The following is a 24251-nucleotide window of genomic DNA, read 5'->3' as shown; positions in this document are numbered from 1 at the left end:
TAATATACATGTGATATCATACAAAAAGAAAATTTTACCTTTTAAAGAGAAAATCACTAAGAAATATACAGTTGAAAAGTCAACTCGTCAACATTAGGGAGAGTGAATAGTTTGTCATTATTAAGTGAAGAAGCATTACATATGCATAGAGTACATCAAGGTAAATTAGAAACCGTTTCTAAGGTGCCAGTTACAAATGCTAAAGAACTAAGTTTAGCGTACTCACCAGGTGTTGCCGAGCCGTGTAAAGAAATTTACGAAGAAAAAAGCAGAGTGTATGAATACACAATGAAAGGTAATATGGTTGGTGTAGTTTCGGATGGATCTGCCGTTCTTGGACTAGGTAATATTGGACCAGAAGCTGCATTACCTGTAATGGAAGGTAAAGCTGCGTTATTTAAAAGCTTTGCTGGTGTTGATGCATTTCCAATCTGCTTAAATACGCAAGATGTAGAGCTAATTATTCAAACAGTTAAATTGTTAGAACCTACATTTGGTGGAATAAATTTAGAAGATATTGCAGCTCCAAACTGCTTTATAATAGAAGAGCGCTTAAAGCGTGAAACAAATATTCCAATATTCCATGATGATCAACATGGAACGGCTATCGTTACACTTGCAGGTTTAGTTAATGCTTTAAAAATAGTGAATAAAAATATGGCTGATATTAAAGTGGTCCTAAATGGTGCAGGAGCTGCAGGTATTGCTATTTTAAAATTATTATATCGTTTTGGTGTTCGCCAAATTATTATGTGTGATACAAAAGGCGCGATTTACGAAGGGCGTCCAAATGGTATGAATACCGTTAAAAATGAAGTTGCAAAATACACAAATAAAGATAAAATTCAAGGTAGCCTTAAAGAAGTACTTGAAGGGGCAGACGTATTTATTGGGGTTTCTGTAAAAGGAGCAGTAACTCAAGAAATGGTCCGTTCAATGAATGAAAATCCTGTTATTTTTGCAATGGCTAATCCTGATCCAGAAATTATGCCTGAAGATGCAAAAGAAGCAGGGGCTTTAGTAATTGGTACTGGTCGAAGTGATTATCCTAACCAAGTAAATAACGTTCTTGCATTCCCAGGAATTTTCCGTGGAGCATTAGATGTTCGTGCTACACATATTAATGAAGAGATGAAAATTGCTGCAGTAAATGCGATTGCAAGTTTAGTAAGTGAAGCTGATCTATCTCCAGATTTTATTATTCCAGCACCATTTGATCCTCGAGTGGCTCCAAAAGTAGCTGCTAGTGTGGCAAAAGCTGCAATGGAAACAGGGGTTGCGAGACTGAATGTTGACCCGAAAGAAATCGAAGAAAAAACAAAAAAACTAGCTTTAATTAAATAATTTTATTACCAGATATCAATATTAATGGGGATAGTATTACAATACTAAAATTAAGTAATGTAGTACTATCCTTTTTTATCTGATATAATACTTAGATGTGGTAAAAAAGAGCAGGGATTGTTGGAAATTAAAGGAATTTCATAAAAAATGTATAAATTAGTTTTTTTAGATTTTCTACAAATTTCAAGTTGGTTAAATGGTTGAAATGGCGAAATTTAGCTGAATTTTATCGACAAATGTTAACAAAAAGTGTATAACATTTATAGTATCCTATTAGTATTTAGTACTAAAAAAGTTAGGAGGAATTAGGTTGCAAATCAAAGACTTATTTTCCAAAAAGAAAAAATATGCATCTATACCTTCAGAAGTAATGAGACAAGATTTACCTGACGGTGTTATGACAAAATGTCCTAAATGTAAAAAAATTAGTATTACAAAAGAATTAATAAAAAACCTAAAAGTTTGTAATAGTTGTGGATATCACCATCAAATGACAGCATTCGAAAGAATCGAAAGCTTAATTGATGAAGATACTTTTGAAGAGTTTGATCAAAATATGGTTTCTGCAAATCCTTTACACTTCCCTGATTACATAGAGAAGCTTGAAGGTGACCGTAAAAAAACAGAGCTTAACGAGGCGATTGTTACAGGAAAAGGAAAAATCGACGGAATTCCTGTTGTAATTGCAGTTATGGATGCAAGATTCCGAATGGGAAGCATGGGATCTGTTGTCGGAGAGAAAATAACTCGTGCAGTTGAGCGAGCTTCATCTGACGGTTCACCATTTATTATTTTTACTGCATCTGGCGGAGCTCGTATGCAGGAAGGTATTTTAAGTTTAATGCAAATGGCAAAAACTAGTGCCGCGCTTAAAAAGCATAGCGAGCTAGGTTATTTAGCTATTTCTATTATGACAAATCCAACTACAGGTGGAGTTTCTGCTAGTTTTGCTTCTTTAGGCGATTTTAACTTTGCTGAGCCTGGTGCTTTAATTGGTTTTGCTGGTAGACGTATTATTGAGCAAACGATCCGTGAAGAACTACCTGAAGACTTCCAAACTGCTGAATTCTTAATGAATCATGGTCAGCTTGATGCAGTCATTTCACGATTAGAATTACGTTCAAAACTATTTACAATCCTTAACTTACATCAAGGGGGTGTCTTGCAATAGTGGTTATGTTAGAATTCGAAAAACCGATTCATGAACTAAAGACGAAAATAGACGAACTTAAGGTTTATACAAGTCAACATGATGTTGATTTTTCTGAAGAAATCAGACGTTTAGAAGAACGTTTAAAAACCTTAGAAAATGAAATATACGGTAACATGGGAGTTTGGGATCGTGTACAAGTTGCTAGACATCCAGAACGACCAACTACTTTAGATTATGTTAATAGATTATTTACAGATTTCTTTGAGTGTCATGGTGATCGATTATTTGGAGACGATGCTGCAATCGTTTCAGGTATCGCATCTTACCGTGGTTTACCTGTTACTGTCGTTGGACATCAACGTGGTAAAGATACAAAAGAAAATATTAGACGTAATTTCGGTATGCCACATCCAGAAGGGTACCGAAAAGCACTTCGTTTAATGAAGCAAGCAGAGAAATTTAACAGACCAATTATCGCGTTTATCGATACAAAAGGTGCATATCCTGGTAAGGCAGCTGAAGAGCGTGGACAAAGTGAAGCAATTGCTCGAAATATTTTTGAAATGGCAGGCTTAAAAGTACCTACTATTTGTATCGTAATTGGCGAAGGTGGTAGTGGTGGAGCGTTAGCATTAGGAATTGGTAATAAGTTACTGATGTTAGAAAACTCAACTTACTCTGTTATTTCACCAGAAGGTGCAGCAGCATTATTATGGAAAGATTCTTCACAAGCACGTAGAGCAGCTGAAACAATGAAAATTACAGCTCCAGACTTATTAGAATTAGGTGTAGTTGACCAAATTATTCCTGAAGTAAAAGGTGGAGCACAAAATGATGTTGAACAACAGGCTAAATATATCGATAAGTACTTATACGAAACATTAAAGTCATTGTTAACTATGGATAAAGAAGAGCTAGTTCAACAACGATATGAAAAACACGCAAAATTAGGAAAAATTTCTTTTACCAATAATATTTAGTTTAACTTCTAGAGTGTGTGAAACAATATGTTAGCATGCTCTTTTTTGTATTTTTTTTAGAAATTAGTAAAAAATAACATTATGCGTAAAGACTATCGTCATAATTTTTACAAGTATTTCATTCATTAAAAAAAGTTTATGAAAAAGTTCACATTATTTCTATTGTTTAAAAATGTATTACATGGTACTTTATTTAAATGAATAAATGCATAAGGTAAAATCAATGAGGTGACTACATAATGAAAAGAATTGGCGTATTAACTAGTGGTGGAGACTCTCCAGGAATGAATGCTGCTGTACGTGCAGTTGTAAGGAAAGCGATTTTCCACGGTCTAGAAGTTTATGGTGTATACCAAGGTTATTCTGGCCTTATTAATGGAAATATTGAGAAGCTAGAGTTAGGTTCTGTTGGTGATATTATTCATCGTGGTGGAACAAAACTACTTAGTGCACGTTGTCCAGAATTTAAAACATTAGAAGGACAAATGAAAGGGATCGAACAGCTTAAAAAGTTTGGAATTGAAGGATTAGTTGTTATTGGTGGAGATGGATCATATCAAGGTGCAAAGAAGCTGACTGAACATGGTTATCCTTGCGTTGGTGTTCCAGGTACAATTGATAATGATATTCCGGGTACAGATTTTACAATTGGATTCGATACAGCATTAAATACTGTTATTGATGCGATTGATAAAATTCGTGATACAGCGACATCACATGAGCGTACTTATGTAATTGAAGTTATGGGTCGTAATGCAGGTGACATTGCATTATGGGCAGGATTAGCTGATGGAGCAGAAACGATATTAATACCTGAATGTGATTATGATATGGATGATATTATTAGTAAATTAAACCGCGGTAGTGAGCGTGGTAAAAAACATAGTATCATTGTAGTTGCAGAAGGCGTCGGAAGTGCAATTGAAATTGGTAAAGTAATACAAGAACGAACTCACTTTGACACGCGTGTAACAGTTTTAGGACATGTTCAACGTGGTGGTTCACCAAGTGCGGCTGATCGAGTTTTAGCAAGTCGTCTAGGAGCGAGAGCGGTTGAACTACTTATGGAGGGCAAAGGTGGACGTTGTGTTGGAATCCAAAATAATAAGTTAGTTGACCATGACATTATCGAAGCACTATCTAAAAAGCATGAACTTGATCAAGATATGTATCAATTATCTCAAGAACTTTCAATTTAATTAGATAGATTTAATTGAGCAATCGATTTCATAAATTTCGTAATAGAATAGAGTTTTATACAAATTTGGAGGGTAAAAAATGCGTAAAACAAAAATAGTTTGTACGATCGGTCCTGCTAGTGAATCGATAGAAAAATTAGTAGAGTTAATTAATGCAGGAATGAACGTAGCACGTTTAAACTTCTCGCACGGTTCTCATGAAGAGCATGCTGCAAGAATTACAAGTATCCGCGAGGCTTCAAAAAAAACTGGTAGAACTGTAGCAATTCTTTTAGATACAAAAGGTCCAGAAATTCGTACTTTAGATTTTGAAGGTGGCCAAGCAGAATTAATAACTGGAAATGAAGTTATTATTACTACGGAACCAGTAGTAGGTACAGCAGAAAAATTTGCAGTTTCTTATGAAGGATTAATTGACGACGTACATGTTGGTTCTAAAATTCTTATCGACGATGGTTTAATAGGATTAGAAGTAATCGGTATTGAAGGAAATGATATTCGTACTAAAGTGTTAAACAGCGGTTTAGTTAAAAATAAAAAAGGTGTAAACGTACCAAATGTACGCGTAAATCTACCTGGTATTACAGAAAAAGATATAAGCGATATCGAATTTGGTATTGAACAAAATGTTGATTTTATTGCTGCATCTTTCGTTCGTAAAGCTTCTGATGTATTAGAAATTCGTGAGCTTTTAGGTAAACATGGCGCTGAGTATATTCAAATTATACCGAAAATAGAAAACCAAGAAGGGATCGATAATATCGATGAAATTCTTGAGGTTTCAGATGGTTTAATGGTTGCACGTGGTGATATGGGTGTAGAAATTCCACCAGAAGAGGTACCAATCGTTCAAAAACTATTAATTAAAAAATGTAATAACTTAGGTAAGCCAGTCATTACTGCTACACAAATGTTAGATTCTATGCAACGTAATCCTCGACCTACACGAGCAGAGGCAAGTGACGTTGCAAATGCGATTCTTGATGGAACGGATGCAATTATGTTATCAGGAGAAACTGCTGCAGGTTCATATCCAATCGAATCTGTTTCAATGATGAACTCAATTGCGCTACGAATTGAAAAAAGCTTACAATACGAAGAATTATTTAAAAAGCGTCAAAGAGAAAATAAAGGTACAATTACAGATGCAATTGGTCAATCGGTTGCAGCAACGGCTTTAAACTTAAAAGTAGCTGCAATTATTGCTCCTACTGAGAGTGGACATACTGCGAAAATGATTTCAAAATATCGTCCAAAAGCTCCGATTTTAGCTATTACATCTGATATTCGTATTTGTCGCCGCCTAACTTTAGTTTGGGGAGTTCAAACTGAATATAGAGAAAGAGCAAACTCAACTGATGAAATGTTACAACATGCTATGGAAGCAGCTCAAGACGCTAAATTTGTTTCAAATGGTGATACTGTCATCATTACTGCTGGATTACCAATTGGTGAAACAGGTATGACAAATATGATGAAAATTCATGTAGTTGGTGACGTGATCGCTCAAGGTCAAGGCATTGGTCGCAAAACTGCTGCAGGAAAAGTTGTCATCGCAAAAACTGGTGAAGAAGCTGTTTCGAAAGTTACACCAGGAAGTATTCTTGTAACAAATAGCACAGATAGAGACATGATGCCAGCGATTGAAAGAGCAGCAGCTATTATTACTGAAGAAGGTGGATTAACTAGCCATGCTGCAGTAGTAGGTGTTAGCTTAGGAATTCCAGTAATTGTTGGAGTTGAAAATGCAACAAACATCTTAGTAAACGGTCAAGCTGTTACAGTAGATGCTTCTAGAGGAATAGTTAGTACAGGACATAAAAGCATATTTTAAGATATAATAAAGAGAAGGACAAAGTTTCCTTCTCTTTATTTATTGACATGAATAAGATTATTAAGAGATACATTTAATTCTAAGCAAGAGGTGAAACTATCATGAAAAAACTTGTTGGTTGGCTATTGTTAATCCCATTAATTGATTTAATCTGTTTAACATTACTTGGTAAAGTAATTGGTTCCTTATCAGTATTCCTTTGGCTAATCGGTACGCTTTTGATCGGTATATATATCATGAGAACCGTTTGGGTTACAGTTAAACAACAAGCCGGAGAACAGATTCGGGCAGGCAAAATGCCAGATTTAATCATGATAGAGGGATTATCATTTTTCCTAATTGGCCTCCTGTTTTTTATTCCAGGACCAATTACCGACTTACTGGCAATCGTGTTGCTAATTAAACCAATTAGAATCAAATTTGTTCAACAACTTATTTATTTTGTTATGAAAAGACTAAAAGGTAATGTTGTTTGGACTGGATTTATAAAAAAATAAACATTAAAAATGAATAAGATTTTTTATAAGAGACAAAAAACGAGAAAGCAGTTAGCTTTCTCGTTTTTAATTTGCAAAGAAATTTAGATTTTGAGTTTAATTCGAACCTCTAATATAATACCAAAGTTCATGGAAGACTCTTGCTCGGTATAAGGTTGATAAAATTACTAAAGTTACTGGACCGGCAATTAATCCTAGTAAACCCAAAAATTTAAAACCAACAAATAACGAGATTAAAGTAGGAAGTGGTTGTAATCCAATATTTGAAGATAGAACTTTTGGCTCTGCAAGTTGACGTTGGACAATTACAACACCATATAAAATTGCGAGACCAATCGTCAATTTATAATCGTTAGACAAAAACGTATATAAGATCCATGGTACGAAAATTAAGCCAGTTCCTAAGTAAGGAAGTAAGTCGATGAAACCGATTAGAATAGCTATAGTGATAGCAAAAGGAACTCTTAATATTAATAATCCGATTAAGACTAGCACTGTCGTCATAGAAATAAGAGTGATATGTGCTTTAATAAAACCAAATAAAGCTTTTCGTAAATCAATAAAAATTGTTTTGCTGTAATGTTGAATTCGATCTGGAGTATATTTTGCGAATAAATTTTTTATTTTGTACCAATCTTTACTAATAAAGAATGTTGCTAATAAGGAAACGAATATTAAGGTAGCAGTATTTGGTAATAAAGCGATTACTAATTTAATTCCTACAATAATTCCGTTTAATGCTTCTTTTCCTAGATTAATTGCAGAATCACCAATCGACTGTATATTTGTGCGAATCGTTTGTTGTTGACCAGCACCGAGTTGACTATACTTACTCATAATTAAGTCATATAAAGGAATCACCTTATCAGTCACCATATTTTCAACGAAATAAATTAATCGTTCAAAGCTTTCTGGAACTACCTGAATTAAATAGGTTGAACCTGAAATGATTTCCGTAATTAGTAATGTAAATAATCCTGCTAGAACAGCTAAAAGTAAAATAATAGATAAAAAAGCTGCTATTCCTCTTGGTATTCTGGCTTTTTCGTTTAATAAATTTACTAGTGGATTTAAAAGGTATGCAATGATTAAAGCAATGATGAAAGGGTATGTAAGTTTTGAGATGAATAGTGCAACGTAAAGACCTAAAATAGTACATGCGATTACAAATAAAAACCGAGTGATCTGAAAAACTAAAGTTCTATTCAAACTTTTCCCTCCTTCCAAAGTGAAATGAGTCCTCTTGTCTTATTTTATCAAGAATTATTTTTTTATAATAGTAAAGTTTGATAGTATTTATTAATAAATTATACATTAAGGGGATACTAACAAATGAGTGAATCGACAATTTTTCTTTTGGTTTTATTATTAATTGGTGCAATTGCTAAAAATAACTCTTTAATTATTTCAATTATAGTATTGTTAGTACTAAAATATACTCCCCTAGGAGTTCGAGTATTTCCTTATATGCAATCAAAAGGTATTAATTTAGGCGTAACAATCATTACGATTGCTGTATTAGTACCAATAGCGACCGGTGAAATCGGTTTTAAAAATTTGATTGATGCGTTAAAAACCCCTGTTGCCTGGATCGCACTACTCTCTGGTATCGCCGTGGCTCTTTTGGCAAAAGGTGGAGTACAATTATTAGCAACTAGTCCACAAATAACAGCAGCATTAGTACTAGGTACTGTACTGTCTGTCGCGGTATTTAAAGGGGTTGCAGTAGGGCCTTTAATTGGAGCTGGAATCGCATATCTATTCATTTGGATTGTAGAATTAATTAAGTAATTGCATAAAAATTATATTTTAGTAAATTGTTTTCATTCACAAAAGTCAGATTATTGTTTATAATAAATGATAGTAGGGTTCCTTTCTATGTATACTCGGTAATTTAAAAGAGTTATACCAGTATATGTATGTATTAAATACTAGGGAAATTTTTGTGTAAAGGAGAGAGGGGAATATGACAGTTAAAAGTGGTTTAGAGGGTGTTGTAGCAGCTACGACTTCTATAAGTTCTATTATTGATGATACATTAACGTATGTAGGTATCGGTATTGATGAATTAGCAGAATATGCAAGTTTTGAAGAAGTAGTATATTTATTATGGCATCGCAAATTACCAAATAAGGATCAACTTAAAGAACTTGCTTCCCAATTAGCAGATAATGCTGAATTACCAGAAGAAGTTATTACTTACTTAAAATCAACTAATTTAAAAAATGTACATCCTATGACTGTACTACGTACAGTTATTTCAATGCTTGCATTGTATGATAAAAATGCTGAAGCAATGGACTCAGATTCAAATTATCTTAAAGCAATCCAACTTCAAGCTAAAATTTCAACATTTGTGGCAGCGTTTTCTCGAATTCGTCAGGGGCTTGAACCAGTCGCTCCTAATAAAGATTTATCATTTTCGGCTAATTTCTTATACATGCTAACTGGTGATAAACCTAATGCAATTGCTGAAGAAGCAATTAATAAGGCTTTAGTACTACATGCTGACCATGAATTAAATGCTTCGACATTTACTGCACGCGTTTGCGTAGCTACATTATCTGATATTTATTCAGGAATTACAGCTGCGATTGGAGCTTTAAAAGGTCCATTACACGGCGGCGCAAATGAAAGCGTTATGAAAATGTTAGCTGAAATCGGTGAGGTTGAAAATGTTGAGTCTTACATTCAAGAGAAAATGGATGCTAAAGCTAAAATTATGGGATTCGGACATCGCGTATATCGTGGTGGGGACCCACGTGCGAAACATTTAAAAGAAATGTCTCGTCAATTAGGTGCAATTACTGGAGAGTTAAAATGGTACACAATGTCTGAAAAAATTGAAGAACTTGTTACAACTCAAAAGAATATTCCACCAAATGTTGATTTCTACTCTGCATCTGTTTATCACAGTTTAGGAATTGAACATGATTTATTCACTCCAATCTTTGCTATTAGCCGTATGTCTGGCTGGACTGCACACATTTTAGAACAATATGAAAATAATCGTATTATTCGTCCGCGTGCAGATTATACAGGACCAGAGAAAAACTCTTACATTCCAATTGAAGAGCGTGCATAAAGAAGTAATTGAATACTTAAAATAGTATTTAATATTCGAATAATAGTGGTATAGTAAAGAGAGGAAGAGGAATCTTCCTCTCAAAAGCATGTATTTTAATGAATTTAATTTATTTATACAAGGGGGAGCATGTAATGCAAGCTGAAAAAATTACATTAGTAGACGGCCAATTAAACGTGCCAAACAATCCAATTATTCCTTTTATTGAAGGCGACGGTACAGGCCCAGACATTTGGGCAGCATCTTCACGTGTTTTAGATGCAGCTGTTGAAAAAGCATATAATGGCAATCGTAAAATTGAATGGAAAGAAGTTCTTGCTGGTGAAAAAGCATTTAATGCTACTGGTGAATGGTTACCTCAAGAAACTTTAAATTTAATTGAAGAATACATGATCGCAATTAAAGGACCTTTAACAACTCCAGTTGGTGGCGGTATTCGTTCTTTAAACGTTGCTCTACGTCAGGAATTAGATTTATTTGTGTGCTTACGTCCTGTACGTTACTTTGAAGGTGTACCTTCACCAGTTAAACGTCCAGAAGATACAGATATGGTAATCTTCCGTGAAAACACTGAAGATATCTATGCTGGTATCGAATATGAAAAAGGTTCTGAAGCAGTTCAAAAAGTTATTGAATTCTTACAAAAAGAGATGGGTGTTAATAAAATCCGTTTCCCAGAAACATCTGGTATCGGTATTAAACCAATTTCTGAAGAAGGTACAAAACGTCTTGTACGCGCAGCAATTAATTATGCTATTCAAGAAAACCGTAAATCTTTAACTTTAGTTCATAAAGGTAATATTATGAAATTTACTGAAGGTGCATTTAAGAACTGGGGTTATGAAGTTGCTGAGCAAGAATTCGGCGATAAAGTATTTACATGGGCAGAATACGATCGCATTGTAGAAACAAGCGGTAAAGATGCTGCTAACAAAGCAATGGATGAAGCTGAAAAAGCTGGTAAAATCCTAGTAAAAGACAGCATTGCTGATATCTTCTTACAACAAATTTTAACAAGACCACGTGAGTTCGATGTAGTAGCTACAATGAACTTAAATGGTGACTATATTTCTGATGCACTTGCTGCTCAAGTTGGTGGAATTGGTATCGCTCCTGGAGCAAATATCAACTACGAAACTGGACATGCTATTTTTGAAGCTACTCATGGTACAGCACCTAAATACGCTGGACTAGATAAAGTAAACCCATCTTCAGTTATTCTTTCTGGAGTATTAATGCTTGAGCATATGGGTTGGAATGAAGCAGCTTCTATGATTCTTAAATCAATGGAAAAAACAATCGCTTCAAAAGTTGTTACTTATGACTTTGCTCGTCTAATGGATGGAGCTACTGAAGTGAAATGTTCTGAATTTGCAAACGAATTAATTTCAAATATGGAATCAGTTCTTGTATAATTAAATTGTGTTTGTAAACAAAAGGGAGGTATTTATATGTCAATTCGTAGACGTAAAATTTCCGTGGTAGGTGCTGGGTTTACTGGTGCTACAACAGCTTTCTTGCTTGCACAAAAGGAATTAGGGGATGTCGTAATAGTTGATATTCCACAACTAGAGAACCCTACTAAGGGCAAAGCCTTAGATATGCTTGAAGCAAGTCCAGTTCAAGGATTTGATGCTAACATTATTGGTACTAGTGATTATGCTGACACAGCAGATTCAGATGTAGTAGTCATCACAGCAGGTATCGCTCGTAAACCGGGTATGAGCCGCGATGATTTAGTATCAACTAACTCAAACATCATGAAAGCAGTTACTCGTGAAATCGTAAAATACTCTCCTAACTGTACAATCGTTGTTTTAACTAATCCGGTTGATGCAATGACTTATACAGTATACAAAGAAGCTGGTTTTCCTAAACACCGCGTTATAGGACAATCCGGAGTTCTTGACACAGCTCGTTTTAGAACGTTTGTAGCTCAAGAATTAAATTTATCCGTTAAAGATATTACTGGATTTGTTTTAGGTGGTCATGGAGACGATATGGTACCATTAGTGCGTTATTCATATGCTGGTGGTATTCCATTAGAAAAATTAATTCCAAAAGATCGTTTAGATGCAATTGTTGAACGTACTCGTAAGGGTGGCGGAGAAATCGTTAATCTACTAGGTAACGGAAGTGCTTATTATGCACCTGCTGCATCTTTAGTAGAAATGGTTGAAGCTATACTTAAGGATCAACGTCGCGTGTTACCTACAATCGCTTATTTAGAAGGCGAATATGGGTACAGCGGTATTTACTTAGGAGTTCCTACAATTATTGGCGGAAACGGTATTGAACAAATTATCGAATTAGATTTAACCGCTGAAGAAAAAGCAGCGTTAGATCGTTCAGTTGCAGCTGTCAAAAACGTTATGAACGTTTTAGCTTAAAAAGAAGACCCACAAGGTAATTTCTAATTATCTTGTGGGTCTTTGATTTTTAGCTTACTTTAATATTCACCTTTAATAACAAAATAAGATCCACGAATCGTTCCAGCTAGTTTCGATTTCTGCCTAGCAAACTTAAACTTCTCTACTAACTCCGCTGGAATTTCCATTCCGTCAGAAAGTTTAAAACCAACAGCCCGCTTTTTAGGATCATCAACTGTATACATAACGTTGACCGAAAGTCCATCCTCATAAAAGACGTAGGTGAATTTAATATTTTCCACTTGAAAACGAGAAGTTTCTAAAGGCTTAGCTGCGAATACGATCTCACGTTCTTCTTTCAAAATTCGGTTAACATAATCAAGTGTCTCCTGACTTTCACTAGCAGGTACGACCGTAAACTCATGTTTGTACTTGTTCATAAAATAACGAGCTTCATTAGCGCGTAAACCAGCAAGTGCATCGACTACTGGGGAGGACTCTAAACCAACCGTAGACACATTTTTAAAATCAACTATATAGGACATGTCCATCTCTCCTTTTCTTAATTTAAACATCTTATCTACTAAATTATACCAAAAACTTATGTTTCCGAAATGACGTTTCTCGGTATAAGTATGTACAAGTATTTTATGCAACAAACAACATGATTTTTATACGGATTTTAAAGGGAGTACGTATAGGAGTATTTAAATTACTTATTAAGGAGAAAGATAGAATTTTATCTTCTATAAGGGGGAAAATATGAATAGACGAATAGTAAAATTTTTTATAAGTTTTTTATAAAAATTTTGCCGATTAAGAAGGAAATTTGCTGTTGTTTATCGAATTTTTAAAATATTAAGATAAACAGGGGGTTTAATATGTTAACTAAAAAAGCAAAAATCGGACGAAAACTTGAAGACATTTCAATTGGTGAAAAGTTAATTGTAACAGAACATATTGATGAAAAACATATTTACTTATACCTGGCTCTAACAGGCGATACAAACCCATTATATACTCAATACAACTATGCTTCGCAAACAAAATATAATAAACCGATTGTTCCAAGTTTTATTATAAGCGGATTAGTCTCTGCAGCAGTTACAAAACATTTACCTGGCCCAGGAAGTCATATTATTAAAAAAGAACTTCAATTCGATCAACATATATATCATAATGAAACAATTTCAATTCATTTTGAGGTAGTCGAAATTAACTCAGGTTTAAATGAAGTATGTATTAATGTAAGCGTTTTAAATAAAACGCAAACTGAAATTGCTAATGGAAAACTGACAGTAATTCCACCAACAGTAAACCAATCGAATGCTCTACTATATGAAAACTTTTAACTTAAAGAATGTCAACTGACATTCTTTTTTTGTTGTTTTACCTTTGAATGTATTTTCCATCCCTGCTTTTTACGTTTTACGTCTGGTCGAATTTTTAGTATGATTAAAAAGTAGATATAAATAAATAAAATAGGATACAAATGGATGAGGGTTTAACAATGACCTGGAGGAATATGAAATGAACAATAAAATTCTTGTAGTTGACGATGAAGAGCATATCTTAACTTTAATCAAATTTAACCTAGAACAGGCAGGCTTTCAAGTTGTTACAGCTACTGATGGGGAAGAAGGTTTACTAAAGGCTGTAGAGGAAAAACCAGAATTAATTGTTCTAGATCTAATGCTACCTAAAAAAGATGGTATGGAAGTATGTAAAGAATTAAGACTTCAAAGAAACACGACGCCTATTTTAATGGTTACAGCAAAAGATGATGAATTTGATAAAGTGTTAGGACTTGAACTTGGTGCCGATGATTACATGACAAAACCATTTAGCCCAAGAGAAGTCGTAGCTAGAGTTAAAGCGATTTTAAGAAGATCTAAAATTACTGAGACACCAGTACAATCTAACGACGACGCTGATACTTTAATAATTGCTGATTTAAAGATTCTACCTGAGTATTATGAAGCATATTTCCAAGGTGAAAAACTGGAGTTAACACCTAAGGAATTTGAGTTATTATTATATTTAACGAAAAATAAAGGTAGAGTATTAACTCGAGATCAATTATTAAGTGCCGTTTGGAATTATGATTTTGCTGGAGACACTAGAATTGTCGATGTTCATATTAGCCATTTAAGAGAAAAAATTGAACTAGATTCGAAAAAACCAGTTTATATAAAAACAATTCGTGGATTAGGATATAAATTAGAGGAACCAAGATTAAATGAGTAATCTAAATCGAAAATTGCTCTATGGATTCTCTGCAATAATAATCGTTATTCTTGTTATATTAGGAATCGTACTAGGGCAAATATTTAAATCCTTTTATCTGACAAACTATGATCAAAGAATTGAGAAAGAGACGAACTTGATTGCTTCAATAATGGAGTCGAATACCCCATTAACAAAGAATATATCTAATCAAACGTTAAAAAAGATATCTAAGGATTTAAATATCGATATAATTTTATTTGATGATCATTATAATCTGATCGCTAAATCTAGCAATGAGAATGTGGAATTGAATATATCATCAAAGAATTTAAAAGCTTATTTAGAACGACTTGATAAAGTAAATTCTGCAGCTAAATTTATCGAAAAAGATTCTGCTGCTAAATATTACGGCAAGAAAATAACAGATAAACATGGTAATAAACAATTTTTGATTGTTGATTATTCAACTAAGTCAATCAAAGAAGTTTACCGAAGTATTTCGATGTTATTATTTTCATTATTAGGTTTTGTTTTATTTGCCATCATAATTTTACTAATACGGTATTCGCATCAATTTTCAAAACCAATTGAAGATATTACACAAGTTGCAATTGAATTATCCAAAGGGAATTATAAAGCTAGAACATTAGCCGAAAGTAATGAATCGACAACAATGTTAAGTCAAGCAATGAATGTACTTGCAAAAAATCTGCAAGAAATGACTAGTCAACAAGAAATGCAGCAAGATCGATTAAACACATTGATCCATAATATTGGTAGCGGAGTTGTTTTAATTAATAGTAGAGGTCATGTAAACCTAATTAATAAAACATATCGAGAAACGTTCAAAATTGACTCGAGAAGTATACTGGGTGAGCTTTATTATGACGCATTTAAACATAAAGAAGTTATTGAAATCGTGGAAGAAATTTTTCTAAAAGAAATAAAAGTTAGAAAGCAAATCATTCTGCCGTTATCAATTGAAAGAAAACATTTTGAAATATACGGTGCACCAATTATTGGGATAAATCACGAGTGGAAAGGAATTGTACTTGTTTTCCATGACATAAGTGAATTAAAGAAATTAGAGCAAGTTCGAAAAGATTTTTTTGCAAATGTATCTCACGAGCTTAAAACGCCAATTACATCTATTAAAGGTTTTACTGAAACGCTACTTGATGGAGCAATGGAAAATGATGAGTTATGTAAAAACTTCTTATCGATTATTTTAACGGAAAGTGATCGTATGCAGACACTTATTCAAGATTTATTAGACCTTTCAAAAATTGAACAACAGAATTTTAAATTAGATCTTGCAGAAGTATCCGCAAAACAAGTTATTGAAGATGTACAGCAAATGCTTAATCAAAAAGCAGAAGAGAAAAATATAGACTTCAAATTATACTTAAATAGTCCGTTAGTTGTATATGCAGATGCATTAAGATTAAAACAAGTAATTATTAATTTAGTTGATAACGCAATTCACTACACTCCAGCTGGTGGTAAAGTGTTTATTACTGCCTCCGAGACAAATGATCAGATTGTTTTAAGGGTCAATGACACAGGAGTTGGAATTGGAAAAGAAGATATATCTCGTATTTTCGAACGTTTTTACAGAGTAGATAAAGCAAGAAGTAGGAACTCCGGAGGGACTGGCCTAGGTCTAGCGATTGTAAAGCATCTTGTCGAAGCTCATAAAGGCAAAATCGAAGTTGAAAGTAAACTAGGCCATGGGACGGTATTCATTGTAACCTTAAATAAAAATATTTCGATGTGACATTTACATTGATTTTACATTGTATTTATTAATAATTAATAAATAATTGGTATAGTTATGATGAAAACCCCTTCATCCAAGGAGTTGTCTTAAACCGGGAGTAGTTATACTTCCGGGATTTTTTATATTCAAAAATGTTTTAATTTATCTTTAAGGTGTCCATACTAGTGGATACCTTTTTATTGCACTTTAAGATCGTATAAATTGGCAGCGAGTAATCACCAATTTTAGGAATAAAGTATAAGTGCTACTTCGCCTCTTCCTAAAAGGCTTGTCAGTCGACGAGTTTTCTTTATTTGATCATATTACTTTTATAATTTTTGGGGAAATTATGAGTGTTGAATCATACATCGGAGGGTGGATACAGATGTACGAATACGAATTTGTAAAAGTTAACACGAAATCATCAAATCGTCATTATTATGATGTAGTTGGGAACTATGCTAAAAGTGGCTGGCGCCTTCATCAGGTTGTTAACAATCAGCAAGCAATAGAAGGTTCATGTGTTGAACTAATTTTTGAGCGAGAAATCGACTTAAATTAATTACAGAGGTAGTCTTACGATTCATTCTTAAAAGTCATAATTATTCAACTTTAATCTCAAGTGAATAAAAACTTTTAATATGTCTGAATCAAAGACGACCTCTTTTTCTTTTATGAATAGTTCGTGTTAAAATGTTAAGAGCAAGGAAATGAGGAAACGATTAATTTTGAAAAAGTAACCAAATAAAATTAATACATAAAAAGATAATGAGATTTGTAATAGGAAGGGGATCTATTTTGAAGAAGAAATTGGTTTTAATTGATGGGAATAGTATTGCCTATAGAGCTTTCTTTGCATTGCCTCTTTTGAGTAACGATAAAGGTGTACATACGAATGCAATTTATGGATTTACAATGATGTTAATGAAAATTCTTGAAGATGAAAAACCGACTCATATGCTTGTTGCATTTGATGCAGGGAAAACAACATTTAGACATAGTACATTTAAAGAATATAAAGGTGGAAGACAAAAGACTCCACCAGAGTTAAGTGAACAGTTTCCACTTGTTCGCCAGCTATTAGATACATACGGAATTGCACGTTATGAATTAGAGAATTATGAAGCGGATGACATTATTGGTACACTTGCAGGTCAAGCTTCTAAAGATGAATATGAAGTAAAGGTCATCTCAGGTGATCGTGATTTATTACAGCTAGTTGATGATCGTATTACAGTTAGTATGACTAAAAAGGGTATTACTGAAGTTGAAGAATATACTCCTGCAGCAATTCATGAAAAGTATGAGATTACACCTGATCAAATTATTGATATGAAAGGATTAATGGGTGATAAATCTGATAATATTCCTGGAGTTCCAGGTATTGGGGAAAAGACTGCAATTAAACTTTTAAAGCAGTTTCAAACTGTAGAAGGTCTTTATGAAAATATAGAGGAAGTAAGTGGAGCAAAGCTTCTTCAAAATTTAAGTGAAAATAAAGATCAAGCCTTAATGAGTAAACAATTGGCGACAATTAATAAAAACTCACCAATTGAATTAACGGTAAATGACACAACACTTCCAGAAGCTGATACGAATAAAGTTGCGGAATTTTTTAAATCTCTTGGATTTACATCATTATTAGCTAAATTGGACATCAAAGAATCGATTGAAGATCTAGAAGAGATTAACTATGAAGTACTAGATGCAATAGAGGAGAAACATTTAGCGAATCATTCAAGCTTAATCGTTGAGATGATCGGAGAAAATTATCATACAGAAGAAATTCAAGGATTTGGTCTTTCTAATGAAAAAGGTCATTACTTTATCCCGACAGCTGTTGGCTTAGATTCGGATTTATTTAAAAAATGGCTCGAGGATGAGCGTGTTAATAAGAATGTATATGATGCAAAAGGCGCTTATGTTGCACTGAAGTGGAGAGGAATTAATTTAAATGGTGTTAATTTCGACCCGTTACTTGCTTCATATATATATGACCCTGCCCAGTCTAATAAAGAATTTGCTGATATTGTAAATGGTAAAATAGATTTTTCAATTCAAACTGCAGAAACGATTTATGGTAAGGGTGCAAAGCAATCTAAGCCATCAGATGAAGTTTTATCTGAATATATTGTTCGTAAAACAATTGCTATTAGCAAATTAAAAGATACTTTAGAAGAACACTTGCGAAAAAATAGTCAATTTGAACTACTAACAGAATTAGAATTACCTTTAACATTTATTTTAGGTGATATGGAATTTGAAGGAGTAACAGTTAGAGAAGAGACTCTTCGTACGATGGGTTCAGAACTAGCTAATACCTTAAAAGAGCTTGAAGAGAGTATTTATGAGTTAGCCGGAGAAAAATTCAATATTAATTCACCAAAGCAATTAGGTGTTATATTATTTGAAAAGTTAAATTTACCATCTGGTAAAAAAACAAAAACTGGTTATTCGACTTCTGCTGATGTACTTGAAAAATTAGAGGCCGAACATGAAATCATTCGATCAATTCTTCACTATCGCCAAGTTGGGAAATTAAATTCTACATATGTAGAAGGTTTATTAAAAGTGATAAATGAATCAGATTCCAAGGTTCATACACGATTTAATCAAGTATTAGCACAAACTGGTCGTTTAAGTTCAATTGATCCTAACCTGCAAAACATTCCTATTCGTTTAGAAGAAGGTAGAAAAATTAGAAAAGCTTTTGTCGCATCTAAAAAAGACTGGCTGATCTTTGCTGCCGATTATTCTCAAATTGAATTAAGGGTATTAGCTCATATAGCACAAGACGATAATTTAATGGATGCATTTAAAAATGACTTCGATGTTCATACAAAGACTGCAATGGATGTTTTCCATGTTAGTTCTGATGAGGTTACAAGTAATATGAGAAGACAAGCAAAAGCTGTTAACTTTGGGATCGTATACGGAATTAGTGATTATGGATTATCACAAGGGTTAGGTATTACAAGAAAAGAAGCGTCTATATTTATTGAAAAGTACTTTGCTAGTTTTCCAAAAGTAAAAGATTATATGTCAGATATTGTTCAAAAGGCTAAACTAGATGGATTTGTAAGTACAATCTTAAATAGACGTCGTTATATTCCTGAAATTTCAAGCTCAAACTTTAATGTTCGTGGATTTGCTGAAAGAACAGCGATGAATACCCCAATTCAAGGTAGTGCTGCAGATATTATTAAAAAGGCTATGATTTTATTAGATGAGCGTCTTAAAGCAGAAAAACTTCAGGCAAAATTAATTTTACAAGTACATGATGAATTAATATTAGAAGCTCCAAAAGAAGAATTAGCAATTTTAGAAAAAATCGTAACAGAAGTAATGGAACATGCAGTCGAGCTAGTAGTGCCATTAAAGGTTGATTATAATTTTGGAGAATCTTGGTTTGAAGCAAAATAAATAGATAGGATGACTTTGTATGCCTGAATTACCAGAAGTTGAAACGGTCAGACGAACTTTACTTGATTTAATCGTTGGGAAAACAATCTCAACAGTAATCGTTTCATGGGGAAAAATAATAAAGAAACCGAATGAAGTAGATGAGTTTCAGATTTTACTAAAAGGTCAAACAGTAGATAATATAAATCGTCGAGGTAAGTTTCTACTATTTCAATTAAGTGATTTTACACTTGTTTCACATTTAAGAATGGAAGGGAAATTTCGCGTGTTCCCAGCGGAAGAACCTGTAGCACCTCATACTCATGTTCGATTCCTATTCGAAGATGGAACAGAACTTAGGTATCAAGATGTTCGTAAATTTGGCACAATGCATTTATTTATTAAAGGTGAGGAGAATGAAGGACCACCACTTGCTAAATTAGGTCCAGAGCCATTTTCTGCTGAATTTACTGCTGATTATTTAAGAAAAAAGCTTGAAAATACAAACCGAAAAATTAAAGTCGTTTTATTAGATCAGGAATTAGTAGTCGGTTTAGGTAATATTTATGTTGATGAGGTTTTATTTAGGGCTAAGATTCATCCAGAAACACCTGCATCATCATTAAAGCCTAAACAAATAAAAATACTTGCCGAATCCATTACAGCAACTTTACAAGAGGCTGTGGATTTAGGTGGAAGCACAATTCGTTCTTATGTAAATTCACAAGGTCAAATAGGAACTTTTCAAGATATCATTAAAGTATATGGTAGAAAGGGTTTAGAGTGTCATAATTGCGGCCAACCAATAGAAAAAATAAAAGTTGGTGGCAGAGGTACTTCTTTTTGCCCGGTCTGTCAGCCTAAAAAAAATTAACATAAGGTTCCTTTCTTTCATACTATATCAAGAGTACGAAAGAGAGGGGCCTATTTTTATGGTAAATATGCTATCATTAATACTACTAGCATGCGCACTAAGCTTAGATAGTTGCAGTGTTGGGTTTACTTATGGACTTCGAAAAGTAAAAATTCCTTTAAAATCAATCATTACAATTGCAGCTTGTTCAGGGATCATATTAATGACATCCATGGGGATTGGGCATGCAATTACAGACTTTTTTTCACCGATAATAGCAAAAAGAATCGGAGGATTTGTACTTGTATGTATAGGATTATGGGTACTTTTTCAATTTTACCGATCAAATAAAGGATCAAATATAGAAGAAAAGAATGAGATAGAAGATAAAGGGATTGACTGGGAATTTGAGATTCTAGGTGTTGTCGTAAAAATTTTAAAGAAGCCTACAACTGCAGACATAGATCGTTCAGGTAGTATTAATGGATTGGAAGCGATGTTACTTGGGTTTGCACTTTCACTTGATGCCTTTGGGGCTGGTATAGGTGCATCATTACTTGGATTTTCTCCGCTATTGACGGCAATCGTAACATCTACTGCAAGTGCTTTATTCTTATTATTTGGTATGAAATTAGGAAATGTGTTATCGAAAACATTGTGGCTTCAAAAGTTAACCTTTTTACCAGGTGTTTTTTTAATATTAATTGGATTAATGAAGATGTAATAAAAATAATGAAAGAGTGTATCCGAATGGATTTATTCCATTTGGTCCTCTTTATCTAGTGTAAGGAGAATAAAAGATGGGTAAAATTTTTGGATTAACTGGTAGCATTGCAAGTGGAAAAAGTACAGTTTCCAATTACTTAAAGGAATTAAATGTTCCAATTGTTGATGCAGACGTAATTGCAAAAGAAGTGGTTGAAATTGGACAACCTGCATATAAAAAAATTGTTGAGGCTTTCGGAAGTGAGGTTCTTTTAAATTCTGGTGAAATTAATCGACCAATTCTCGGAAGTATTATTTTTAATAATAAAGAAAAGCGCTTACAACTTAATGAAATAGTACATCCAGAAGTAAGACGTGAAATGAAAGAACAAGCTGATCGATACATAAAAGAAGGTGAACCACTGGTTATTTTAGATATCCCTCTTTTATATGAGGGTAACTCAATTGAATTAGTGGAAAAAGTAATTGTAGTGACAGTGTCGGAAGAAAATCAACTAAAGCGTTTGATGAATCGTAATGGTTTATCGAAAGAGGATGCACTTTTACGTATTGCGTCTCAAATACCAGTTAAAGAAAAAGCAGCACGAGCTGACTATGTAATAGATAACAATGGTGACTTTGAGGATACAAAAAGACAGGTTAAAGACCTATTAAATAAAATTATTTCGTAAAATAATGTAAATAGTTTAACCAAAATTCAACTTATGTGTTATACTAATTGCAGGGATATAATAAACAGTATAACTTAATTGGGGGTTTACTTATGGTAAATGTAGCAATAAATGGATTTGGTCGAATTGGACGCATGGTTTTCCGTCAAGCAATTAAAAATGGAGATTATAATATCGTTGCAATTAATGCAAGTTATCCTTCTGAAACTTTAGCGCACTTAATTAAATATGATACAGTTCATGGCAAGTTTGATGGTGAAGTAATTGCAAATGCAGATCATTTAATCGTTGATGGTAAGCGTGTGGAATTAATTAGTGAAAGAAATCCTGAGTTACTTCCATGGAACGAGCTTAATGTTGATATAGTTATTGAAGCAACAGGAAAATTTAATGATGCTGAAAAAGCAAAAATGCACATTACTGCTGGAGCTCAAAAAGTAATTTTAACAGCACCTGGTAAAAATGAAGATATCACAGTAGTAATTGGCGTAAATGATGATAAATTAGACCTAGAAAATCATCACATTATTTCAAACGCATCTTGTACAACTAACTGTTTAGCGCCAGTTGTAAAAGTATTAGATGAGCAATTTGGAATTGTTAATGGATTAATGACAACTGTTCACTCATTTACAAATGATCAAAAAAATATTGATAATCCACATAAAGATTTACGTCGTGCACGTGCTTGCAGTCAATCAATTATTCCAACAACTACAGGTGCAGCAAAAGCATTATCTAAAGTACTTCCACATTTAAATGGTAAGTTACATGGTATGGCTTTACGTGTTCCTACTCCAAACGTATCACTTGTTGACTTAGTTGTTGACTTAAAGAGAGAAGTAACTGTTGAAGAAATTAATGAAGTATTTGAAACAGCTTCTAAAGGTTCAATGCACGGAATTATCGAATATTGTAACGAGCCATTAGTATCAATTGATTTTAATACAAATACACACTCTGCAATTATCGATTCTCTTTCTACAATGGTAATCGATGGTACAAAAGTTAAAGTATTAGCTTGGTATGATAATGAGTGGGGCTACTCAAGACGCGTAGTTGACTTAGTGTCAATCGTTGCATCTAAAATAAAAAAGCTTGAAACTGTTTAATTAAAATATTGTACTTATAAAAAATTGTAAACGAATACAAAAGACTAACTAGTTTATCTGGTTAGTCTTTTTGAAGTTGTATAACACATTAATGAGAAATGTGAATTTATGACTATACTTAAATGTAATACGTGACTTAATATCTAATAATGAAGAACGTTGATTTCCATTACAAGAGTCGCACTTTACAATACATATTTAACCACATATAACCCCAAAAAAATATGTACCCTTGTTTCCTTGCTATACATGTATTTATCGCACTTTTAGACTTATTTTCTTCACAATTAATTCAGTAAATAACAAAAAAATAAAATTTATCTTGCAATTCAAATTTAAAAAAAGTATACTAACTTTCGTGAACTTCTAAAAGTATAACTAATTACTTAAAGGGTTAGGACCTCTTTGGACTAACTTTCCCCCGTGGTAGTTGATCATACTTTCGCAATAGAAGTCATGACAAATTATTTTAAGGGGGAAATGAATATGGATACTATGGGTCGTCACGTCATTTCAGAATTATGGGGTTGTAATACAGAAAAATTAAATGATATGAAATTTATTGAGGAAACTTTTGTTGATGCTGCGTTACGCTCTGGTGCAGAAGTTCGTGAAGTTGCTTTTCACAAGTTCGCTCCTCATGGCGTTAGTGGTGTCGTAATCATTTCAGAATCACACTTAACTATTCACAGTTTTCCTGAGCATGGTTATGCAAGTATCGATGTTTACACTTGCGGTGATAGAATTGATCCGAATGTAGCTGCAAACTTTATCGCTGAAGCTTTAGAAGCTGATACTCGCGAAAACGTTGAGTTACCAAGAGGAATGGGTCCCATTCAAGTTGATAATGTAAAAGTTGTAAATGGTAACTAAAAAGAATTGAGAGAGGTGAATTTTCATCTCTCTTTTTTGTTTTTGCTAAACTACCATACCCGAAAAATAGATTAGCTTAATGCTTCTTCAAGGTTAGCGGATTAGATTGTCTAAACAATCTAGCTTTTAATAGCCTTCTGGAGAATGAACTAGCTTTACATAGTG

22 protein-coding genes are annotated in these 24251 nt (G+C 33.4%); 20 read left to right on the top strand and 2 right to left on the bottom strand.

The genetic code is table 11. The features are described 5' to 3' along the window. Nucleotides 1–111: 111 nt before the first annotated feature. The 6 genes from ystJ to ACFVRR_RS13350 all read left to right on the top strand — a co-directional run bounded on the left by ystJ (nt 112) and on the right by ACFVRR_RS13350 (nt 7007). Nucleotides 112–1344, top strand: coding sequence for an NADP-dependent malic enzyme (gene ystJ / locus ACFVRR_RS13375; protein ID WP_387329141.1), 1233 nt, complete (start codon nt 112–114; stop codon nt 1342–1344). Nucleotides 1345–1714: 370 nt separating this feature from the next. Continuing rightward, a complete protein-coding gene (gene accD / locus ACFVRR_RS13370) occupies nt 1715–2515 on the top strand; it encodes an acetyl-CoA carboxylase, carboxyltransferase subunit beta (RefSeq protein WP_097979232.1) in 801 nt (266 codons plus the stop codon). Next, nucleotides 2515–3477 carry an acetyl-CoA carboxylase carboxyl transferase subunit alpha gene (gene accA, locus ACFVRR_RS13365; protein WP_387329139.1) on the top strand — a complete coding sequence of 321 codons (963 nt, stop codon included), beginning with the start codon at nt 2515–2517 and terminating at the stop codon, nt 3475–3477. Before accD ends, accA begins: the two co-directional genes overlap by 1 nt. A 239-nt stretch (nt 3478–3716) precedes the next feature. Further along, on the top strand, nt 3717–4676 hold the full coding sequence (pfkA, locus tag ACFVRR_RS13360) for a 6-phosphofructokinase (protein ID WP_098232213.1): 960 nt from the start codon (nt 3717–3719) through the stop codon (nt 4674–4676). A 79-nt stretch (nt 4677–4755) separates the two neighbouring features. Then, the gene (gene pyk / locus ACFVRR_RS13355; RefSeq protein WP_387329134.1) at nt 4756–6510 is read left to right on the top strand and encodes a pyruvate kinase; all 1755 of its coding nucleotides are present in this window, start codon (nt 4756–4758) and stop codon (nt 6508–6510) included. A 101-nt stretch (nt 6511–6611) separates the two neighbouring features. After that, nucleotides 6612–7007: an FxsA family protein gene (locus tag ACFVRR_RS13350; RefSeq protein ID WP_387329132.1), complete on the top strand. Its 396-nt coding sequence runs from the start codon at nt 6612–6614 to the stop codon at nt 7005–7007. Between the two features lie 96 nt (nt 7008–7103). Here ACFVRR_RS13350 and ytvI read toward each other — a convergent pair whose 3' ends face one another. Further along, nucleotides 7104–8216: a sporulation integral membrane protein YtvI gene (ytvI, locus tag ACFVRR_RS13345; protein WP_387329129.1), complete on the bottom strand. Its 1113-nt coding sequence runs from the start codon at nt 8214–8216 to the stop codon at nt 7104–7106. A gap of 123 nt (nt 8217–8339) precedes the next feature. On the opposite strand from ytvI, the gene ACFVRR_RS13340 reads away from it, so the two are divergent. The 4 genes from ACFVRR_RS13340 to mdh all read left to right on the top strand — a co-directional run bounded on the left by ACFVRR_RS13340 (nt 8340) and on the right by mdh (nt 12482). Beyond that, nucleotides 8340–8798: a DUF441 domain-containing protein gene (locus ACFVRR_RS13340; RefSeq protein WP_069034597.1), complete on the top strand. Its 459-nt coding sequence runs from the start codon at nt 8340–8342 to the stop codon at nt 8796–8798. A gap of 175 nt (nt 8799–8973) precedes the next feature. Further along, the gene (citZ, locus tag ACFVRR_RS13335) at nt 8974–10092 is read left to right on the top strand and encodes a citrate synthase (RefSeq protein WP_387329125.1); all 1119 of its coding nucleotides are present in this window, start codon (nt 8974–8976) and stop codon (nt 10090–10092) included. 134 nt (nt 10093–10226) lie between these two features. After that, complete coding sequence (gene icd / locus ACFVRR_RS13330) at nt 10227–11507, top strand: NADP-dependent isocitrate dehydrogenase (RefSeq protein ID WP_129691823.1); 1281 nt, start codon at nt 10227–10229, stop codon at nt 11505–11507. Between the two features lie 36 nt (nt 11508–11543). Next, nucleotides 11544–12482, top strand: a complete 939-nt coding sequence (gene mdh / locus ACFVRR_RS13325; RefSeq protein WP_387329122.1) for a malate dehydrogenase — start codon at nt 11544–11546, stop codon at nt 12480–12482. 59 nt (nt 12483–12541) lie between these two features. Here the strand turns inward: mdh and ACFVRR_RS13320 are convergent, their stop codons facing one another. After that, nucleotides 12542–13006 carry a phage tail protein gene (locus ACFVRR_RS13320; RefSeq protein ID WP_387329119.1) on the bottom strand — a complete coding sequence of 155 codons (465 nt, stop codon included), beginning with the start codon at nt 13004–13006 and terminating at the stop codon, nt 12542–12544. Nucleotides 13007–13342: 336 nt separating this feature from the next. Here ACFVRR_RS13320 and ACFVRR_RS13315 point away from each other — a divergent pair, with 336 nt between their 5' ends. The 10 genes from ACFVRR_RS13315 (at nt 13343) to speD (ending at nt 24086) form a co-directional block, all read left to right on the top strand. Further along, complete coding sequence (locus tag ACFVRR_RS13315; RefSeq protein WP_097979085.1) at nt 13343–13813, top strand: MaoC/PaaZ C-terminal domain-containing protein; 471 nt, start codon at nt 13343–13345, stop codon at nt 13811–13813. A 178-nt stretch (nt 13814–13991) separates the two neighbouring features. Then, on the top strand, nt 13992–14708 hold the full coding sequence (locus tag ACFVRR_RS13310; protein WP_387329115.1) for a winged helix-turn-helix domain-containing protein: 717 nt from the start codon (nt 13992–13994) through the stop codon (nt 14706–14708). Continuing rightward, nucleotides 14701–16467: a two-component system histidine kinase PnpS gene (pnpS, locus tag ACFVRR_RS13305; RefSeq protein WP_387329112.1), complete on the top strand. Its 1767-nt coding sequence runs from the start codon at nt 14701–14703 to the stop codon at nt 16465–16467. The genes ACFVRR_RS13310 and pnpS overlap by 8 nt, the downstream gene beginning before the upstream one ends. 367 nt (nt 16468–16834) lie before the next feature. Continuing rightward, the gene (locus tag ACFVRR_RS13300; RefSeq protein ID WP_167555369.1) at nt 16835–17011 is read left to right on the top strand and encodes a DUF4177 domain-containing protein; all 177 of its coding nucleotides are present in this window, start codon (nt 16835–16837) and stop codon (nt 17009–17011) included. A gap of 236 nt (nt 17012–17247) precedes the next feature. Continuing rightward, nucleotides 17248–19872, top strand: a complete 2625-nt coding sequence (gene polA / locus ACFVRR_RS13295; RefSeq protein ID WP_387329108.1) for a DNA polymerase I — start codon at nt 17248–17250, stop codon at nt 19870–19872. A gap of 19 nt (nt 19873–19891) precedes the next feature. After that, on the top strand, nt 19892–20725 hold the full coding sequence (gene mutM / locus ACFVRR_RS13290) for a DNA-formamidopyrimidine glycosylase (protein ID WP_387329105.1): 834 nt from the start codon (nt 19892–19894) through the stop codon (nt 20723–20725). A 58-nt stretch (nt 20726–20783) separates the two neighbouring features. Then, nucleotides 20784–21428, top strand: coding sequence for a sporulation membrane protein YtaF (gene ytaF / locus ACFVRR_RS13285; RefSeq protein ID WP_097979080.1), 645 nt, complete (start codon nt 20784–20786; stop codon nt 21426–21428). A gap of 76 nt (nt 21429–21504) precedes the next feature. Next, nucleotides 21505–22101 carry a dephospho-CoA kinase gene (coaE, locus tag ACFVRR_RS13280; RefSeq protein WP_387329101.1) on the top strand — a complete coding sequence of 199 codons (597 nt, stop codon included), beginning with the start codon at nt 21505–21507 and terminating at the stop codon, nt 22099–22101. Nucleotides 22102–22193: 92 nt separating this feature from the next. Beyond that, nucleotides 22194–23213, top strand: a complete 1020-nt coding sequence (locus ACFVRR_RS13275) for a glyceraldehyde-3-phosphate dehydrogenase (protein WP_029715263.1) — start codon at nt 22194–22196, stop codon at nt 23211–23213. 486 nt (nt 23214–23699) lie between these two features. After that, a complete protein-coding gene (speD, locus tag ACFVRR_RS13270; RefSeq protein ID WP_088013420.1) occupies nt 23700–24086 on the top strand; it encodes an adenosylmethionine decarboxylase in 387 nt (128 codons plus the stop codon). The last annotated feature ends 165 nt before the right edge of the window (nt 24087–24251 follow it).

Source organism: Gottfriedia sp. NPDC057948, from assembly GCF_042887255.1.
Taxonomy (GTDB): Bacteria; Bacillota; Bacilli; order Bacillales; family Bacillaceae_G; genus Gottfriedia.
The sequence above is the reverse complement of the archived record's forward strand: the minus strand, read 5'-3'. Positions and strand labels throughout refer to the sequence as shown.

Coding starts and splice junctions, on each gene's coding strand:
- mdh (WP_387329122.1), top strand. CDS start 11,544: ATGTCAATTCGTAGACGTAAAATTTCCGTGGTAGGTGCTGGGTTTACT.
- mutM (WP_387329105.1), top strand. CDS start 19,892: ATGCCTGAATTACCAGAAGTTGAAACGGTCAGACGAACTTTACTTGAT.
- coaE (WP_387329101.1), top strand. CDS start 21,505: ATGGGTAAAATTTTTGGATTAACTGGTAGCATTGCAAGTGGAAAAAGT.
- ACFVRR_RS13320 (WP_387329119.1), bottom strand. CDS start 13,006: ATGTCCTATATAGTTGATTTTAAAAATGTGTCTACGGTTGGTTTAGAG.
- accD (WP_097979232.1), top strand. CDS start 1,715: ATGAGACAAGATTTACCTGACGGTGTTATGACAAAATGTCCTAAATGT.
- citZ (WP_387329125.1), top strand. CDS start 8,974: ATGACAGTTAAAAGTGGTTTAGAGGGTGTTGTAGCAGCTACGACTTCT.
- speD (WP_088013420.1), top strand. CDS start 23,700: ATGGATACTATGGGTCGTCACGTCATTTCAGAATTATGGGGTTGTAAT.
- ACFVRR_RS13310 (WP_387329115.1), top strand. CDS start 13,992: ATGAACAATAAAATTCTTGTAGTTGACGATGAAGAGCATATCTTAACT.
- ACFVRR_RS13340 (WP_069034597.1), top strand. CDS start 8,340: ATGAGTGAATCGACAATTTTTCTTTTGGTTTTATTATTAATTGGTGCA.
- pyk (WP_387329134.1), top strand. CDS start 4,756: ATGCGTAAAACAAAAATAGTTTGTACGATCGGTCCTGCTAGTGAATCG.
- ytaF (WP_097979080.1), top strand. CDS start 20,784: ATGGTAAATATGCTATCATTAATACTACTAGCATGCGCACTAAGCTTA.
- pnpS (WP_387329112.1), top strand. CDS start 14,701: ATGAGTAATCTAAATCGAAAATTGCTCTATGGATTCTCTGCAATAATA.
- ACFVRR_RS13315 (WP_097979085.1), top strand. CDS start 13,343: ATGTTAACTAAAAAAGCAAAAATCGGACGAAAACTTGAAGACATTTCA.
- pfkA (WP_098232213.1), top strand. CDS start 3,717: ATGAAAAGAATTGGCGTATTAACTAGTGGTGGAGACTCTCCAGGAATG.
- ACFVRR_RS13275 (WP_029715263.1), top strand. CDS start 22,194: ATGGTAAATGTAGCAATAAATGGATTTGGTCGAATTGGACGCATGGTT.
- ACFVRR_RS13300 (WP_167555369.1), top strand. CDS start 16,835: ATGTACGAATACGAATTTGTAAAAGTTAACACGAAATCATCAAATCGT.
- icd (WP_129691823.1), top strand. CDS start 10,227: ATGCAAGCTGAAAAAATTACATTAGTAGACGGCCAATTAAACGTGCCA.
- ACFVRR_RS13350 (WP_387329132.1), top strand. CDS start 6,612: ATGAAAAAACTTGTTGGTTGGCTATTGTTAATCCCATTAATTGATTTA.